Source organism: Prevotella sp. AM23-5 (assembly GCF_003473645.1).
GTDB lineage: Bacteria > Bacteroidota > Bacteroidia > Bacteroidales > Bacteroidaceae > Prevotella > Prevotella copri_A.
Genome location: NZ_QUCG01000007.1, coordinates 62955 through 79290 on the forward strand (window position 1 = coordinate 62955; position 16336 = coordinate 79290).

The 16336-nt window shown below is 48.8% G+C and carries 16 protein-coding genes; 4 read left to right on the top strand and 12 right to left on the bottom strand.

Annotation, left to right across the window (positions count from 1 at the left end; translation table 11 throughout):
• Window positions 1-25 precede the first annotated feature (25 nt).
• From DW657_RS03225 to holA, 11 genes are all read right to left on the bottom strand, one after another.
• Window positions 26-691, bottom strand: a complete 666-nt coding sequence (locus tag DW657_RS03225) for a hypothetical protein (RefSeq protein ID WP_142990570.1) — start codon at window positions 689-691, stop codon at window positions 26-28.
• A gap of 94 nt (window positions 692-785) precedes the next feature.
• Window positions 786-2165, bottom strand: coding sequence for an NAD(P)-dependent oxidoreductase (locus tag DW657_RS03230; RefSeq protein ID WP_118311382.1), 1380 nt, complete (start codon window positions 2163-2165; stop codon window positions 786-788).
• A 33-nt stretch (window positions 2166-2198) separates the two neighbouring features.
• Window positions 2199-2999 carry a prephenate dehydrogenase/arogenate dehydrogenase family protein gene (locus tag DW657_RS03235; RefSeq protein WP_117661929.1) on the bottom strand — a complete coding sequence of 267 codons (801 nt, stop codon included), beginning with the start codon at window positions 2997-2999 and terminating at the stop codon, window positions 2199-2201.
• A 65-nt stretch (window positions 3000-3064) separates the two neighbouring features.
• Window positions 3065-4132, bottom strand: a complete 1068-nt coding sequence (locus tag DW657_RS03240; RefSeq protein ID WP_117661930.1) for a bifunctional 3-deoxy-7-phosphoheptulonate synthase/chorismate mutase type II — start codon at window positions 4130-4132, stop codon at window positions 3065-3067.
• A gap of 26 nt (window positions 4133-4158) precedes the next feature.
• The gene (locus tag DW657_RS03245; protein ID WP_089543552.1) at window positions 4159-5328 is read right to left on the bottom strand and encodes a pyridoxal phosphate-dependent aminotransferase; all 1170 of its coding nucleotides are present in this window, start codon (window positions 5326-5328) and stop codon (window positions 4159-4161) included.
• A 28-nt stretch (window positions 5329-5356) separates the two neighbouring features.
• A complete protein-coding gene (locus tag DW657_RS03250) occupies window positions 5357-6190 on the bottom strand; it encodes a prephenate dehydratase (protein WP_089543551.1) in 834 nt (277 codons plus the stop codon).
• A gap of 626 nt (window positions 6191-6816) precedes the next feature.
• Window positions 6817-7092 (bottom strand): hypothetical protein, encoded by a 276-nt coding sequence (locus tag DW657_RS03255; RefSeq protein WP_118311383.1) that lies wholly within the window; start codon window positions 7090-7092, stop codon window positions 6817-6819.
• 342 nt (window positions 7093-7434) lie between these two features.
• Window positions 7435-8343: a dihydroorotate dehydrogenase gene (locus tag DW657_RS03260; protein ID WP_089543549.1), complete on the bottom strand. Its 909-nt coding sequence runs from the start codon at window positions 8341-8343 to the stop codon at window positions 7435-7437.
• Window positions 8344-8579: 236 nt separating this feature from the next.
• The gene (locus DW657_RS03265; RefSeq protein ID WP_089543548.1) at window positions 8580-9356 is read right to left on the bottom strand and encodes a dihydroorotate dehydrogenase electron transfer subunit; all 777 of its coding nucleotides are present in this window, start codon (window positions 9354-9356) and stop codon (window positions 8580-8582) included.
• A 463-nt stretch (window positions 9357-9819) separates the two neighbouring features.
• Window positions 9820-10407 carry a helix-turn-helix transcriptional regulator gene (locus DW657_RS03270; RefSeq protein ID WP_118311384.1) on the bottom strand — a complete coding sequence of 196 codons (588 nt, stop codon included), beginning with the start codon at window positions 10405-10407 and terminating at the stop codon, window positions 9820-9822.
• A 990-nt stretch (window positions 10408-11397) separates the two neighbouring features.
• A complete protein-coding gene (gene holA / locus DW657_RS03280) occupies window positions 11398-12426 on the bottom strand; it encodes a DNA polymerase III subunit delta (RefSeq protein ID WP_118311389.1) in 1029 nt (342 codons plus the stop codon).
• A gap of 132 nt (window positions 12427-12558) precedes the next feature.
• On the opposite strand from holA, the gene DW657_RS03285 reads away from it, so the two are divergent.
• The 4 genes from DW657_RS03285 (at window position 12559) to DW657_RS03300 (ending at window position 16117) form a co-directional block, all read left to right on the top strand.
• Complete coding sequence (locus DW657_RS03285) at window positions 12559-13017, top strand: type I restriction enzyme HsdR N-terminal domain-containing protein (RefSeq protein ID WP_089543546.1); 459 nt, start codon at window positions 12559-12561, stop codon at window positions 13015-13017.
• A 249-nt stretch (window positions 13018-13266) separates the two neighbouring features.
• The gene (locus tag DW657_RS03290) at window positions 13267-14520 is read left to right on the top strand and encodes a nucleotide sugar dehydrogenase (RefSeq protein ID WP_118311385.1); all 1254 of its coding nucleotides are present in this window, start codon (window positions 13267-13269) and stop codon (window positions 14518-14520) included.
• 132 nt (window positions 14521-14652) lie between these two features.
• Window positions 14653-15120 carry a MaoC family dehydratase gene (locus DW657_RS03295; protein ID WP_118311386.1) on the top strand — a complete coding sequence of 156 codons (468 nt, stop codon included), beginning with the start codon at window positions 14653-14655 and terminating at the stop codon, window positions 15118-15120.
• Between the two features lie 121 nt (window positions 15121-15241).
• Window positions 15242-16117, top strand: coding sequence for a DnaJ domain-containing protein (locus DW657_RS03300; protein ID WP_118311387.1), 876 nt, complete (start codon window positions 15242-15244; stop codon window positions 16115-16117).
• Between the two features lie 132 nt (window positions 16118-16249).
• Here the strand turns inward: DW657_RS03300 and DW657_RS18560 are convergent.
• Window positions 16250-16336, bottom strand: an 87-nt coding sequence (locus tag DW657_RS18560; RefSeq protein WP_158577307.1) for a smalltalk protein, incomplete at its 5' end; no start/stop codon positions are given.

The following is a 16336-nucleotide window of genomic DNA, read 5'->3' on the forward strand; positions in this document are numbered from 1 at the left end:
TCCGAGAAAGCCAACTCAATCTCGATTATTTTTCATTTTCTTGCTCTTTTGCTTCATTTTGAACATTTGGAAGCGTTTTCTCTGATGATTCCTGCCTGGTCTCATCCTGCTTTTCCAAAGTTTCTTTCTTGTTAGCGCTCAGATTGATAGGATTTTTCAGTTCATACTTCTTTCCCGTAGCCTTTTCGTAGGCAGAGACGATAGGATCCTTTCTGTCCATCTTCTTGAAGATTTCCTGAGCCTGCTTCTTGTGCTTCCGGTCGCGGCTGCCCTGCTTGTCCATCCAGCCGAAGGCATCGAAGCCGATTCCTCCCGGTGATGTTGGCACAGAATTCACCTTCTCTTGTATCTGCTCTTCCATATTGTCGATATGCTCCTGGTTCTTGCCCCAAACGGTCACTTCACCAATCTGTTTGGCTTCGGGAAGGAGAAAAACAGTATCAGGCAACTCCTGATAGCGGATGGTTGCCTTGATATAGCCCGGTTTGGATACGGTAGCAGAATCAAACTGGTAGCGCATGTTCCAGTAGCCCCGATAGTCAGTACGCGCCCAATGGTTATTGTTCGTATGAATGAGGGCTTCCCGGATAGGCACATGATCCTCGGCAGATGCGATGACGCATGTTTTCTGCGCATAGACCATGGAAGCCATTGACAACAGGGTTATCATCAAAAATATAATTTTCTTCATAATCTTTGCTTTTTTTGTAGGCAAAAATAACAAGAATCCTTCATTCCGCAAAATATTGCAATAGATATTAACCAGATTAAGCAGATATTAACCTCTACGAACAGGTACCTTCTTTTTCGATGCGCTTGGCTTCTTCCAGGAGCTTGATGGCATCCACATACTGCGCGATACCCTGAGCCACCTCCTTGGCAGCCTTCATCGCCAGCACTACGGTCTGAGGGCGATGCACCACATCACCTCCTGCAAATACGCCACGACGGGTAGTCATTCCGAAAGGACGATCTACCACCTTCACATATCCCTTCTCATCCACCTCGATTCCGGCAGTAGTAGAAACGATACGGTTGGCTGGTCGCGAACCGATAGCCAGATAGATTCTATCAAATTTCTCTACCCTTTCGCCCTCAGGTGTATTCAGCACGCAGCTTCCCAGTCTGCCATTCTTGCCCTTCAGAAAGGCTTCTACGGTAGTTTTCCATTCAAACTTCACACCTTCCTTTACAGCATCCTCGTATTCGCTCTTGATGGCAGGCATTTCCTCCTGGGTCTTTCTGTACAATACGGTAACGTCAGCACCCAGACGGATGGCAGTTCGGGCAGCATCCATCGCCACATTTCCACCACCGATTACGCCAACCTTCTCGCCATCGCGCAAAGGAACCATATCGCGGGTCAGGGCACCTTCGTTATAGGCATTTACATTGTGCAGGAAGTAGGTACTCTGGCTTACACCATGGAGCTTGCTGCCCGGTGTAGAGTCCATATTCTGAGGCACACTGGTACCCGTACCCATAAAGATGGCATCATAACCGGCACGGAAGAGACTGTCGATGGTGACATTGTTTTCGCCCACCATACAGTTTGTGATAAACTGCACGCCCAAGGCAGCAATCTTGCTCACCTCATCGCGCACCACAGTCTTTGGCAAGCGATACTCCGGAATACCGTACATCAGTACGCCACCCGGTTCAGCCTGTCCTTCAAAAATCGTTACATTGAATCCCTGTCTTGCCAAATCACCGGCTACGGTAAGTCCTGCAGGACCCGAACCGATTACAGCCACTCTACCACGTGTTTTCTGTGGCAGGAGCTCACGAGAGAGCTTCATCTTGGTATCGAAGTCAGCGATAAACTGCTCCAATTTTCCAATCTGTACAGGTTTTCCCTTCTTGCCGAGCACACAATGTCCCTGACACTGCTTCTCATGTGGACACACGCGTCCACAGATAGCCGGCAGATTACTCTTGGCATTGATGATGCTCATCGCAGCACCCATGTTACCCATCGACAGTTCGTGTACGAAATCCGGTATATCGTTTTCAATAGGGCATCCCTTCTTACACTGCGGAATCTTGCAATGCAGACATCTCTTGGCTTCCTCAATCGCCTCTCGGGTAGAGAATCCCTCGTTTACCACCTGAAACATGCTAGGCTGTTCAGCTGTGTTATTCTGTTGATCAATCTGTTCACTCATAATCTACTACTCTTCTTTGTCTTCTGTTTTTTCCTATTTCTGCTGCTTGATTTCGATGTCTTCCTTCACATGATTTCTGATTTTGGTGAGGAAGAGTTTCATGCGCTTGGCATCCTTGTGATCGATGATATCGATGAGTTCAGCCAGCTCTTCGCGAATCTGGGCCACCTGTCCAGATGTATATGGGTTGAAGAGGATTTCCTGCAAGAGATAGTCATCCTCGTTCAATACGCCCTTGGCTATCTGCATGTGGCGCTTGAAGGTGGTACCAGGAGCATCCTGATGCTTCATCACCGCCGCAAAGGCAAAAGTGCTGACAAACGGAATACTCAGCGAGTAAGCCACCGTCTGGTCGTGCTCATCAAAGGTGTACTCATGCAGGCTCAGTCCGAGCTTCTGATAGAGATCCTTAAAGAAAATCTTACCCATATAGTCGCCCTCCTTGATGATGACCGCATTCTCCTCGGAGAGCTGGTTCAGGTTGGCGAATGTAGGACCGAACATCGGGTGGGTGCTCACGTAGCGGAAGCCGCTCTTGTCGTAAAACTCCTGCAATCCAGTCTTCACCGACGCAATGTCGCTGATGATACAGTCTTTAGAGAGATGTGGCAGCAACTCCTCGAATGCCGGGATGGTGTATTTCACGGTTACGGCATTGATGACGAGTTCCGGGCGGAACATCTCCACCTCCTCCATCTTGGTGAAACGGTAGCAGTTATAGGTGAAGCGCAGTCGCTTGGCATCCTTTTCATACACAGCCACCTCGTGGTCGAAGCTGAGCAGGTCGATGAAAAAGCTTCCCATCTTACCTGCTCCCATTATCAAAATTCTCATTTCTTTATAATGTGAAGAATGAAGAGTGAAGGCCGAAGTCTTTCGTCCTCTACTCTTCACTTAATTTATTTCTGATTCAGAATTTCCAACTGCTGGCGAACACTCTCCTCGTGGATATGCTCAAAGATCTGGGCAGCAAACTCTGGGCTCATTCCGCAGAGTGAAGCCTGGGCACCACGCTTCTCGAGAATCTCGTTGTAGCGGTTGGTCTGTACGATTGTCATATTGTGCTCCTTCTTGTAGGTACCGATTTCGCGGCATACACGCATACGCTTGGCAAGAAGATCCATCAGCTGGTTGTCACACTCATCAATCTGACCGCGCAGCTGATGCAGACCCTCTGTAGAATAATGCTCATCACGAACTACGAGGAGGCTCAGGATGTAATCCAGGATATCTGGAGTAACCTGCTGCTTGGCATCGCTCCATGCATCATCAGGAGAGCAGTGGCTCTCTACGATCAGACCGTCGAAACCCAGGTCCATAGCCTGCTGGCAGAGAGGAGCGATGAGGTCGCGGCGACCGCCGATGTGACTAGGGTCGCAGATGATAGGCAACTGAGGAATGCGGCGGTGCAGCTCGATAGGAATCTGCCACATAGGGAGATTGCGGTAGATCTTCTTGTCGAAGCTGGAGAAACCGCGGTGGATGGCACCGAGTCGCTTGATACCAGCCTGGTTGATACGCTGGAGCGCACCGATCCAAAGCTCAAGATCCGGATTCACCGGGTTCTTCACCAGCACAGGAACATCCACGCCCTGAAGGCTGTCTGCCAGTGCCTGCATGGCGAATGGATTGGCAGAAGTACGGGCTCCCACCCACAGAACATCGATTCCATATTTCAAGGCGAGCTCCACGTGCTCAGGAGTAGCCACCTCGGTAGCAGTGAGCATACCGGTCTCCTCCTTCACCTGCTTCATCCAAGGCAAGGCAATCTCGCCATTTCCCTCGAAGCCTCCTGGTTTGGTACGTGGCTTCCATACACCAGCGCGGAACATGTGGCAGCCCTTAGCAGCCAGCTGCTTGGCGGTAGTCATAACTTGCTCTTCAGTCTCTGCAGAGCATGGGCCTGCAATGACGATAGGGCGTTCCTGATCACTAGGGAGATTCAATGGTTCTAATTCTAATTCCATAGTCGTATATTTTAATTTTTTATTTTTTACTTTCCAAAGACTTTTCTGATTCTTTCCAGCGCCTCCTTCATTTTCTCATCCTTGGCACAAAGGCTGATGCGGATGTATCGCTTGCCGTTGCTTCCGAAGATGAATCCAGGGGTGATGAATACGCGCGCCTCGTGGAGAATCTTCTCTGTGAGGTCTTCTACATCGGCGTATTTCTCCGGAATCTTGCCCCAGAGGAACATGCCCACCTGGTTAGGATCAAACTTGCAGTCCAATACCTGCATGATCTGCTCGGCTATGTCGCGGCGGCGGCGATAGTTGGTGATGTTGTTCTCACGGTGCCACTCGTCGGTATTGTTGAGCATGGCCTCGGCAGCAGCGAGCTGGATTCCGCGGAAGCATCCGTTGTCGATGTTGCTCTTCACCTTCAGAATCCAGGAGATAAACTGCTTGTTGCTCGAAATCATAGCCACACGCCATCCTGGCATGTTGTGGCTCTTGCTGAGCGAATTGAATTCGATGCAGCAGTCCTTGGCGCCAGGCACCTGCATGATGCTCAGCGGATGCTCGTTGAGGATGAGCGAATAAGGATTGTCGTTCACCACCACGATGTTGTGGTCCTTGGCAAACTTCACGAGTCGCTCGTAGGTCTCCATTTTTGCCACGCCTCCGGTCGGCATGTTCGGATAGTTGGTCCACATCAGCTTCACGTGGCTGAGGTCCATCTTCTCCAGCGCCTCGAAGTCTGGCTGCCATTCATTGTCCTCGCGCAGGTCGTAATAGGTAATCTTGGTGCCGAGAATCTTGTTGATGGCAGTATAGGTAGGATAGCCCGGGTTTGGGATGAGCACCTCGTCGCCAGGGTTGCAGAAGGCGAGCGTAACGTGCAGGATACCCTCCTTGCTACCAATGAGGGGCTGGATTTCCGTAGCCCAGTCAAGATCCACGTCATACCATCTCTTGTAATAACCAGCCATCGCCTTGCGCAACTCCGGGATGCCCACCGTAGGCTGATATCCGTGTGCAGCAGGGTTATGGGCTACCTCGCAGAGCGTATCGATGGTCTGCTTAGAAGGCGGCATGTCTGGACTTCCGATGGCGAGGCTGATGATGTCCTGTCCCTCGGCATTAAGCTTAGCCACTTCCTTCAGCTTACGGCTGAAGTAGTATTCCTGTATTTCTGTTACTCTATTGGCTGGTTGTATCATTTTTATTCTCTTTTATTATGAAATGTTACTATTCTTTTTCCTCATATTCTCCCAGCACCGTGAGTTTCTTCACGAGTGGTGTGATGGCATCGATGCTCTGGCGATAGCGGGTCAGATTATCGAAGGTGAGATCCACGTAGAAGAGATATTCCCATTCATGTCCGATGCTTGGCAGCGACTGGATCTTGGTGAGATTGATGTCGTAGAAGCTCAGGATGGTGAGCACCTTGGAGAGCGAACCCTTGTCGTGTGAAAGGCTGAAGACGATGCTCGCCTTGTTGGCCTTTTCGATAGGTCGGAGAAGAGCGGCCTTCTGCGGATTGCAGACCACGAGGAATCGGGTGTAGTTGTGCGGATTGTCGTGGATTCCCTCCTGCAGCACCTTCATGCCATACATCCTGGCGGCGTAGGCAGAACAGATGGCTGCCCATCCGTGCACCTGGTGCTGGGCGATGAATGCGGCAGAACCTGCGGTATCCTCAGCCTCCACCGCCTTGAGATCAGGATGGTTGGCGAGAAACTTGCCACACTGCATCAGCGCTACAGGATGAGAGTGAACCTCCTGCAGGGTGCTCCAGTCGTCGGAAGGCAGACAGCAGATGCTGTGCTCGATGTGGAGCTTGTGCTCTCCCACCACGGTGGTTCCGCTCTCCCGGAGCAGCTCGTAGTTGTGGAGCAGACTGCCGGCGATGGTGTTCTCGATGGCGCAGATGCCGATGATGGTAGGATCTCGCTTGATGTTCTCAAACACCTCCTCGAAGGTAGCGCAACAGATTAACTCTATCTGCTCGCCCTGGAAATATTCGTGGGCGGTAATGTCGTGGAAGGATCCTAACTCTCCTTGTATTGCAATTCTCTTCATTGTTTCACTCTCTTTTTTACATTATCTCCTGATTTTGGAAAACGGATTTTTTGGAAAACGTTTTTTGAAAACAGATTATTTCGAAAACGTTTATGGAAAACGGATTCGAGTTTTACGAAAAACGGTCCTGCTCACAATAGAGCGGGACCGTTTCGATGATTTCAAGAATCTTATATCCTAAGTTGAAATATATACGCAACTTCCCGCTTTACAATTGCTTGCAAAGTAAAAGTAATAGCTAAAAAAGTAAGCGTTCAACTTTTCCATTTTCTTATTCTTTATTTGTTATTCACTTATTGCTTCGAGCCATCAGTCTTCAGAAAGACTCTGCTCTGCTGAGCCATTATCCTTGGAAGAAGCAGCTCAGATGGAGTATCAACCGATGAAAGTCTCAACTCGTTTGCAAAAGTAACACTTTTCTTTGATACCGCCAAACAAATTGTCAGTTTTTTCTTTATTTTCCTTATATTTTCTGCTTTTCAGCATATTTTCAGCAGATTTTTATCAGAAAAAGCCCTAAACTGGCAGATTTTTATCAGCATTCGTATCATTCCGAAAGAACATTTACCGGCATTTTCTGGCAATTATCGGCAATGTTCAGACAATTATCGGCAATGTGCAGGCAATTATCGGCAATGTTCTCTTCCTTCAGCCTTAAACTCTCCGGTAAGTTCCTCTATCTTTTCGGGATTCAGCTGCAGATATCTCTGCATATCCTTTCCGGCTCCCTCCTTATCGCCCATCTGCATCAGCAGATTGCCTCGTTTCAGCAGGTTCTTGCTCAGCGCAGCCTTGTTTTCAGCATCCTCGCTGCAAGCTTCCGCCCGCTTCTCCTGCTCCGCTATCTGCTGCGTAAGAGCTGCTACGAGCAGAACGGGATTCATATCATTCAAATCCATCATACCTATTCTATTTAAGTTACGCATGTAGCCCAAAACGCCCTGAAAGGGCAGAAGCTCCTAGCCCAGGGCATCGCCCTGGGTAATTACGGACACAAACTTGTCGCCCTGAAAGGGCAAAAGCTTTAAAATACTGGGCAATATACAAAGCTTTTGCCCTTACAGGGCGCCTTGCTGATTGCCATTATACCCAGGGCGATGCCCTGGGCTAGGAGCTTTTGGGCCTTCAGCCCGTTCTTAAACCACATGCGATAGTTCTGTTTGTTATATATAATATAGTTCAGTCTGTTATATATAATTCTGTTATATATAATAATGTGTAATTTATCTGTTGGCGACCAGCATTTACTTGATGGCACCGATAATTTCAGTCACCGACTTGCAGCCGTGAGCATCCAGCCACTCGTTCATACCATCCTTCACCTTCTTGGTTACGGCAGGATCAATGAAGTTGGCAGTACCGATTTCGATGGCTGTAGCACCGCACATCATAAACTCGATGGCATCCTTGGCATTCTGAATACCGCCCAGTCCTACTACCGGAATCTTCACGGCATGAGCCACATCGTAAACCATACGCAATGCCACCGGCTTGACACAAGGGCCACTCAAACCACCAGTACGGATGCTCAGCAGCGGCTGGCGCTTCTCGATATCCACCGCCATACCCATCAATGTGTTGATGAGTGAAACAGAGTCGGCACCCTCAGCCTCTACCGCACGGGCGATGTCGGCAATGCTGGTTACATTAGGCGAAAGCTTCACGATCAAGGTCTTGTCATACACCTTGCGCACCGCCTTCACCACGCTTGCAGCACCCTCGCAGGTAACGCCGAAAGCCATACCGCCATCCTTTACGTTAGGGCAGGAAATATTCAGCTCGATGGCAGGAATCTTATCCAGCTCATTCACGCGTGCCGCACACTCCGCATAGCTCTCAGGCGAGTGTCCGCTCACGTTTACGATCATATTGGTATCGATGTCCTTGATCTGAGGATAGATGTGCTCGCAGAAGTACTCCACACCCTTGTTCTGGAGGCCCACGCAGTTGAGCATTCCCTGTGGAGTTTCAGCCATGCGTGGATAGTCATTTCCCTCGCGTGGTTCCAGGGTAGTACCCTTTACGATGATACCTCCGATTTCCTCCAGCGGAACGAAATCAGCAAACTCCAATCCGTAGCCGAAAGTTCCCGATGCAGTCATCACTGGATTCTTCAGCTTCAAATCCTTTATATTTACACTTAAATCAGCCATAATCTTTCTTAATCAAATAATATTCTATTACATTTGGATTACAAATGCTTTTGCCCTTTCAGGGCGACTTGCTATTTGGTATATATCATACCCAGGGCGATGCCCTGGGCTAGGAGCTTCTGCCCTTTCAGGGCGTGTGGGGCTTACCTGATAGCTTCTGTCCTTTACCTTTTCCTTCGGCCGGTGACCGTTGGTTCAGGGCGAGTGGAGCCAATCAGATATACCCTAGGGAATGACTAGATATCCCAGGTGAGCTGCTTGATGTTGATGACCGGACCATCCTTGCAAACGCACTTATGTCCCTCGGTGGTCTTCTCCACGCAGCAGAGGCAGGCACCTACGCCGCATGCCATCTTGTTCTCCAGGGAAACCTCGCACTCCACTCCAGCCTTCTTGGCAAAGCGAGCCACGCTCACCATCATCGGCTTCGGACCGCAGGTAGAGATCATGTCAAACTGCTCGTTCTCCAGCACAGAGTGATTGGTTACGAAACCCACCTCGCCGGCAGAGCCATCCTCGGTAGTGATGCATACCTTTCCTATCTTGGCAAACTCATCCAGCTCCAGCAGGTCGGAAGCCTTGCGGGCACCCAGCAGGAAGGTTACATCTGCACCAAACTCCTTGATGAGTTTTCCGAAGTAGAGCAGAGGAGCCACACCTACGCCACCACCCACGAGGAGATACTTCTGACTCTTCTCTGTAGGCATGGTGAAACCATTGCCCAGAGGCAGCATACAGTTGAGCGTATCGCCAGCCTGAAGCTTTCCGAGCTGGCGGGTTCCGTCGCCCACCATGGCAACGAGCAGCCAGAGCTGGTTGGTTTCTCTATCCACGAAATTGATGGAGATAGGACGGCGAAGCATGGTGGCAGGCGAATGATCTACCTTTACTTCTACGAATTGTCCAGGCAGGATTTCCGGCAGAGGCTTCTCGTCGGTAAGCTTAATCAATACGTGCTTATCGCTGAGTGCTTCTACAGAAACCACCTTAAGGTCTAGAACATATTTTTTCATCTTATTGCTATTTTAATGCTTGTTGTTAATGCTTGTTGTTTATGCTTGCTGTTAATGCACATTTAATGCTTGCTGTTATACCTATTTATATATAGGCAGTGCAAAGGTACAACAAAAATCGAACTTCACAAAGAGAAAGAGCAATTTTTTCGACCTGTACGGTTGAAATTACCCAATACGCCCTGAAAGGGCAGAAGCTCCTAGCCCAGGGCACCGCCCTGGGTAATTAGGACGCAAACCCGTCGCCCTGTAAGGGCAAAAGCTTTCAAAGAACCAAGCAATAAACAAAGCTTTTGCCCTTACAGGGCGTCTTATTGATTGCTATTATACCCAGGGCGATGCCCTGGGCTAAGAGCTTTTGGGCTTTCAGCCCGTTTCAACCGTTCAGTTAGATTCTTTTCAGCTCCCCTCCTTCTTTATTCCTTCTTTATTCCTTCTTTATTCCCGACAGCAGAGCAGCGGTCTATTTCTTCGGAACGAAAGTCTCCCAGGTCTGATCATCGTAGAAGATGCGGATCTCGGTAATCTTGCGTTGCGGTTTGTCCACATATTTAACCGCAGCATTGGCGATATTTTTAGGTGTCCTTTTTACACCGTGTGTTTGAGGCTGGTCAAAGAGCGATGGAGAAGTAGGGGAGTCGGAGCCCTCGCTGCCCCCGAAATCCAGGGTAGGCTCCACCACGCCGCCAGCGCCACCTATGCCCCCATGGCTTCCGCCCATGCCTGCTGCCGAAGCGCCTGTACCAGCCACACCTACAGCGTCTCCATACATATCGAGCGAATCATCGTCCGCTCCATTTTCAACTCTGACCGAAGCACCCGCCTGGGCACCTTCCACCTTATTAATATACATAGGAGGAGTACCATAAAGCAACCACTCAAGGTTCACCTGAGGCAACTTTTTCTTGATTGCATCCACGATGTCGAGCGATGGTTTTGTGCGATCATTGAAGATGCTGCTCAGGGTCGCCGTCGACTTTCCGATGAGCTGCGCGAAGTTCTGTTGGTTGAGGTGTTGGTCCTCCATGATCTGTCTGATTCTGTCTTTCATCACTATGTTTGAATTTGATTTTTTACGATGTTTTATTTCCGAACAGGGCCGTTTTTGGCCCATTTTTCTAAGATTTTACAAAGATAAAGCAAAAATTTGGTTTTACCAAACTTTTCGGGAAAAATTTTGTTTTTTAAACTTTAGGTTTGTATTTACAAATTTAAACTTTCAATCTTCGCTTTCTTAGTTTTATGGTTTAGATTTACAAATCTAACTTTAGTAGTTTAAAGCTTTTACAATGGTTTGCTTTATTTAAAACTATTAATTCACTGAGTTTCAAAGCCTTCATTCCCTATAAATAGGCATTTCAGCCACTTTTATGCATCTTTCTTGTGACAAATGCAAAATCGCAACCTTACTCAAAACAACAGAAATCTATAAAACACTGGTTTTCAATATGTTTTCACTTCGACAACTCGTTTGTATATTTATACATTCATATTCCAAAACCACCCGATTTACATTTACGTTTATAAATTCACCCTCTTTTTTCTTCGATTTAGTTTTCTTTGATTTAGATTTATAAATATAAAGAACGATTTACAAAATACACATTTACATTATTAAAGTACAGAAACATAAACCTTAATAAATGCAAACACTAAAAAAAGAGGGGCTGAGGATGGCAATTTTTTCCATTTTGAGCGTTTTCAAGCCCGTTGGTCGGGTTTTGCTCAAAAATGCGAGTATTGAAGGGGGTTATTTTCGTTAACTAGCTGATATTCATTATAGTTAACTACGATTTCAGTAAAAACAGAAAAATGACCATCTAGATGAGAAATCCATCCAAACGAGAGATTCCCCACGAGAAAAACAAAAAAAATAGCGCCCGTTTTCCCGATAACGAACGCTATTTTCACCACTTTCAGGAAGCTAAACGCCCTCCCCGATTCCAGATCATTTCATTTCTCCGACAAGACGAAGGAGGAGTAAAAATCAGCCTCTCTCCCACCCTCGCCCATCGACGGATTTTTGGAGCCGGAAAGCAGCCTAATGGAGGATGAAAAAGATGAGTTCTCTCATCAATTCGCCTGCCGAAGTAAACGGATTATCGATGCCCTTGCTCTTCGCATCCACCTCTTTCAGCTTCTCGATTATCTGCATCACTTTCACTCCGGAATAGTTTCTCATTCCCATCGTATAATCGCGCACCGCCCAGGTTCCGCGCAAATCCAGGAATTTTGCAAGCTCATTTTCGTTCTGCTTATTCGGAGCATAATAGGCTATCATCAGATTCTGGAAATAACTGAAGAGCAACGGGAGGAGCGCATAGAGCGAACCCGATTTCGGGTTGCTGTCAAAATAGTTTATTATCTGATTTGCCTTGAAAACATCACGCTGGATGATGGCGCCGCGAAGTTCGAAAGCATTGAAGTCCTTGCTCACTCCTATTTCACGTTCCACCACATCCGGAGTCACCCGTCGGTCGGAATCAGGAAGAGAGATGAGCAGCTTGTCGAGTTCGGAGGTGAGGCGATGAAGATCGGCTCCGATATGATCTGCCACCATCTGCACCGCCTTCGGTTCGATGGTTGCCTTGCGAGCCTTGAGATAGGTTTCGATGAAACCCGGAAGCTGACGGTCGTAGAGCTTTTTGCTCTCGAACACCACTCCCACCTGTTCGGCTCTCGGGATGAACTTCTTTCTGCGGTCGATACTGCCGTTTTTGTTACAGATGACGAGAACGGTGGATTTCACCGGTTTCTCGAGATACTTTTCCAGGGCATCCAGGCTCTTCAGATTCTGTGCTTCTTTTACAATCACCACCCTGAATTCCGCCATCATCGGATATCCCTTACACTGATCCACCACCTGCACCGCTGTGGTATCCGCCCCGAAAAGCACGGTCTGGTTGAAGTCCCGCTCTTCCGGCTGGAGCACGTTTTCGGCGATATAATCGCAGATCTTGTCTATATAGAAAGGTTCGTCGCCCATCAGAACATACACGGGCGCAAACTTCCGAGCCTTGAGATCTTTCATGATCGACTCGTAACTTATTGCATTTTTCTTTTCTGCCATTGATTTATTTTTTGTATCTTTGCACTGTGATTCCAGCCTGCCATTCATCTGTCTGCACAGAGAATCCAGCCTGCAATCCATTTGCAAAGGTACAAAAATAAATCGAACTATATATATAATAAGGTATAAAAAATGATTCGCTTGAACTTACCAACCTTCGAAATGAAGGTTTCGGGCACCAAACAGCAGCCCAAGATACTGGATGTGCTGCGCAGGAAATACGTAGCCATCACGCCCGAAGAATGGGTGCGCCAGCACTTCGTACACTATCTCATCGAGCACAAGGGCTACCCTGCCTCGCTGCTCGCCAACGAGATCCAGCTGAAATGCGGCGACAAGGTGCTGCGTGCCGACAGCGTGCTCTACAGCCGCGAACTCCGCCCCAGGATGATTATCGAATACAAGGCGCCGCACATCCCCATCACGCAGAAGGTGTTCGATCAGATTTCGGTATATAATCTCCTGCTCCACGTAGATTACCTGGTGGTGAGCAACGGACTGGAGCACTACATCTGCCGGATGGATTACGACGATAAAAAATATTTATTCCTCGAAGAGATTCCCGACTATTCTGATTTATTGACAATATAGGAAAATCAGGCAGACAGACAGCCAGTCGGCTCCTCTCCCATTTTTCCATCATCATCCCCAAAACGCCCCATTTATCCCCCTTCAAAATTTGCGTATTTCCGGCCAATCGTACAGATGCTCAGAAATACGCAAATTTTGAAGGGCTTTTTTAGCCGCCATTTCAGTTATTTTTTAATAAAAATCGGCGCAAGATTTTGCATTCTACCTATTTATTATTACCTTTGCAGCAATTTAAATATAAAAAAGGTAATGGCAAAAGAAAATATAAAGATAGCCGTAGCCGGAACAGGCTATGTAGGATTGAGCATCGCCACGCTGCTGAGCCAGCATCACGAGGTGGTGGCAGTGGATGTGGTTCCCGAAAAGGTGGAACTCATCAACCACCGCCGCTCACCTATCCAGGACGAATACATCGAGAAATACCTGGCAGAGAAAAAGCTCAACCTCAAGGCTACTACCGATGCAGCCACAGCCTACAGGGATGCCGACTTCGTGGTAATCGCCACGCCAACCAACTACGACCCCGTGAAGAACTACTTCGACACATCGCATGTAGAAGAGGTCATCCAGCTGGTCAAGGAGGTGAACCCAGATGCCATCATGGTCATCAAGAGCACCATCCCAGTGGGCTACACCGAGAACATACGCCGGAAGATGGGCAGCGAGAACATCATCTTCGCCCCGGAATTCCTGCGCGAGAGCAAGGCGCTCTACGACAATCTCTACCCTAGCCGCATCATCGTGGGCAGACCGGCAGGAGATGAGCGGCTCGACCAGGCGGCGCATCTCTTTGCAGAACTCCTGCAGGAGGGAGCCATCAAGGAGAACATCGACACCCTCTTCATGGGGCTCACAGAGGCAGAGGCGGTGAAACTCTTCGCCAACACCTACCTGGCGCTCCGGGTAAGCTACTTCAACGAGCTGGACACCTATGCCGAAATGAAGGGACTCGACACCCAGGCCATCATATCGGGTGTGGGACTGGACCCTCGCATCGGCACCTTCTACAATAATCCATCGTTCGGATATGGCGGCTACTGTCTGCCGAAGGATACCAAGCAGCTGCTGGCAAACTATGCCGACGTGCCCGAGAATCTGATCCAGGCCATCGTAGAGAGCAACCGCACCCGCAAGGATTTCATCGCCGACCGAGTGCTCCACATGGCAGGCTACTACGATTACGCCAACCAGAACAACTACCGCGAGGAGGAAGAGAAGCCTTGCACCATCGGCGTGTATCGCCTCACGATGAAGAGCAACAGCGACAATTTCCGCCAGAGCAGCATCCAGGGCGTGATGAAGCGCATCAAGGCGAAGGGCGCCCAGGTTATCATCTACGAGCCAACGCTGAAGAGCGGAACCACCTTCTTCGGCAGCCGCGTGGTAAACGACCTGGAGGATTTCAAGAAGCAGAGTCAGGCGATCATCGCCAACAGATACGATAAATGCCTCGACGATGTGAAGGAAAAAGTCTATACCCGGGATATCTTCCGAAGAGACTAGGGAGAACGCCCTGAAAGGGCAAAAGCTCCTAGCCCAGGGCACCGCCCTGGGTAAATAGGCAAGCAAGCCTGTCGCCCTGAAAGGGCAAAAGCTTTAAGAATATCGCAAATAACAATTAAAAAAAAGATAAAAATGGCAAAGTTAGTAATCAATTCCTATGAGGATTTTGCATCTCACCTCGGTGAGAAGTTAGGTGAATCAGACTGGTTGCAGATCGACCAGGACCGTATCAACAAGTTTGCAGACGCAACCCTCGACCCACAGTGGATTCACGTAGATGTAGAGCGCGCCAAGGTAGAAAGCCCTTACCACAGCACCATCGCTCACGGCTACCTCACCCTCTCTGTACTGCCATATCTCTGGCAGCAGATCATCGAGGTAAACAACATCAAGATGCTCGTAAACTATGGTATGGATGAGATGCGTTTCGGTCAGCCGGTCATCACCGGTTCACGTGTTCGCCTCGTGGCAACACTCCATGAGATTCAGAATCTCCGTGGTATCTGCAAGACCAGCATCAAGTTTACCATCGAGATAGAAGGTCAGCGCAAGCCAGCACTTTCTGGTATTGCCCAGTTCCTCTACTATTTCGAGAAATAAAAAAGAAACCTCTTATTAATCAGCACTTGCCCCCTTCCGAAGTTGCATGCTTCTTTTCTTAGCATACAGCAGAAGTCGGGGGCTTTTCAACTTGATTATCATTCAGAAAAAATCAGTATATATGGCAGCAGGAAAATGGATAGGAGGTTTTCTGGGATTCATCACCGCAGGACCTCTTGGCGCCCTTGCAGGATTCGCCCTCGGCTCGCTCTTCGACCATGGGCTAGACGAGGTCAACAAGCCTGGCAGTGAGGGATATAACAACAGAGAATACTCCAACGCCTACGAAGCTTACAGCGGATATGGCAGCGGAGGATATGGAAACGGAAGTTACGGCGGCTACGGTCAGCAGCACGCCTACGAGGGAGAGCGAAATAGTTTTATGTTCTCGCTCCTGGTTCTCGCCTCTTACATCATCAATGTAGATGGCAGGATCATGCATTCAGAGATGGAGCTGGTGCGCCGGTTCCTACTCCAGAACTTCGGTATGGCGGCGAAGCAGCAGGGCGAGGAAATCCTCCTCAAGCTCTTCGAGCAGCAGAAGCGTATGGGCATGCAGCAGTATCGCACGGTGATACAGGACAGCTGTCATCAGATACGTGCCAACATGATGTACGAGCAGCGCCTGCAGTTGCTCAACTTCCTCGTGATGATCGCCCAGGCAGACAATGTGGTTTCTCCTGAGGAGATTCAGGCGCTGAAGGAAGTAGCCCTCCACATGGGGCTGGAAGCATCGGATGTAGATCAGATGCTGGGCATGCATGGCAGCGGTTCATCAGCCACATCTGCCACTTCGCTGGAAGATGCCTACCGCATCCTCGGCGTCTCCCCCGACGCTTCCAACGATGAGGTGAAGGCCGCCTACCGCAAGATGGCGCTCAAGTATCATCCCGACAAGGTAGCAGCTCTGGGCGAGGATGTTCGCCGTGCCGCCGAGAAGAAATTCCAGGAAATCAATGATGCCAAGGATAAGATCTACAAGGCTAGAGGCATCTAGGAAAAGGATTTCAACAAGGAAATTCATATACAGCAAGGAAATTCATATATAGCAAAAGTGCCGATAGGATTCACCTACCGGCACTTTTTTATTTGATGTGTTAACCCATGAAGCCTTTTTTGCTTCGATGCGTTAAGCCATACAGCTCGTCACGCCCAGAGAGGCGGCAATGGCGGTCAAGATAGATATAACTATCTGAAATACAGTTTTCCAGGTTTC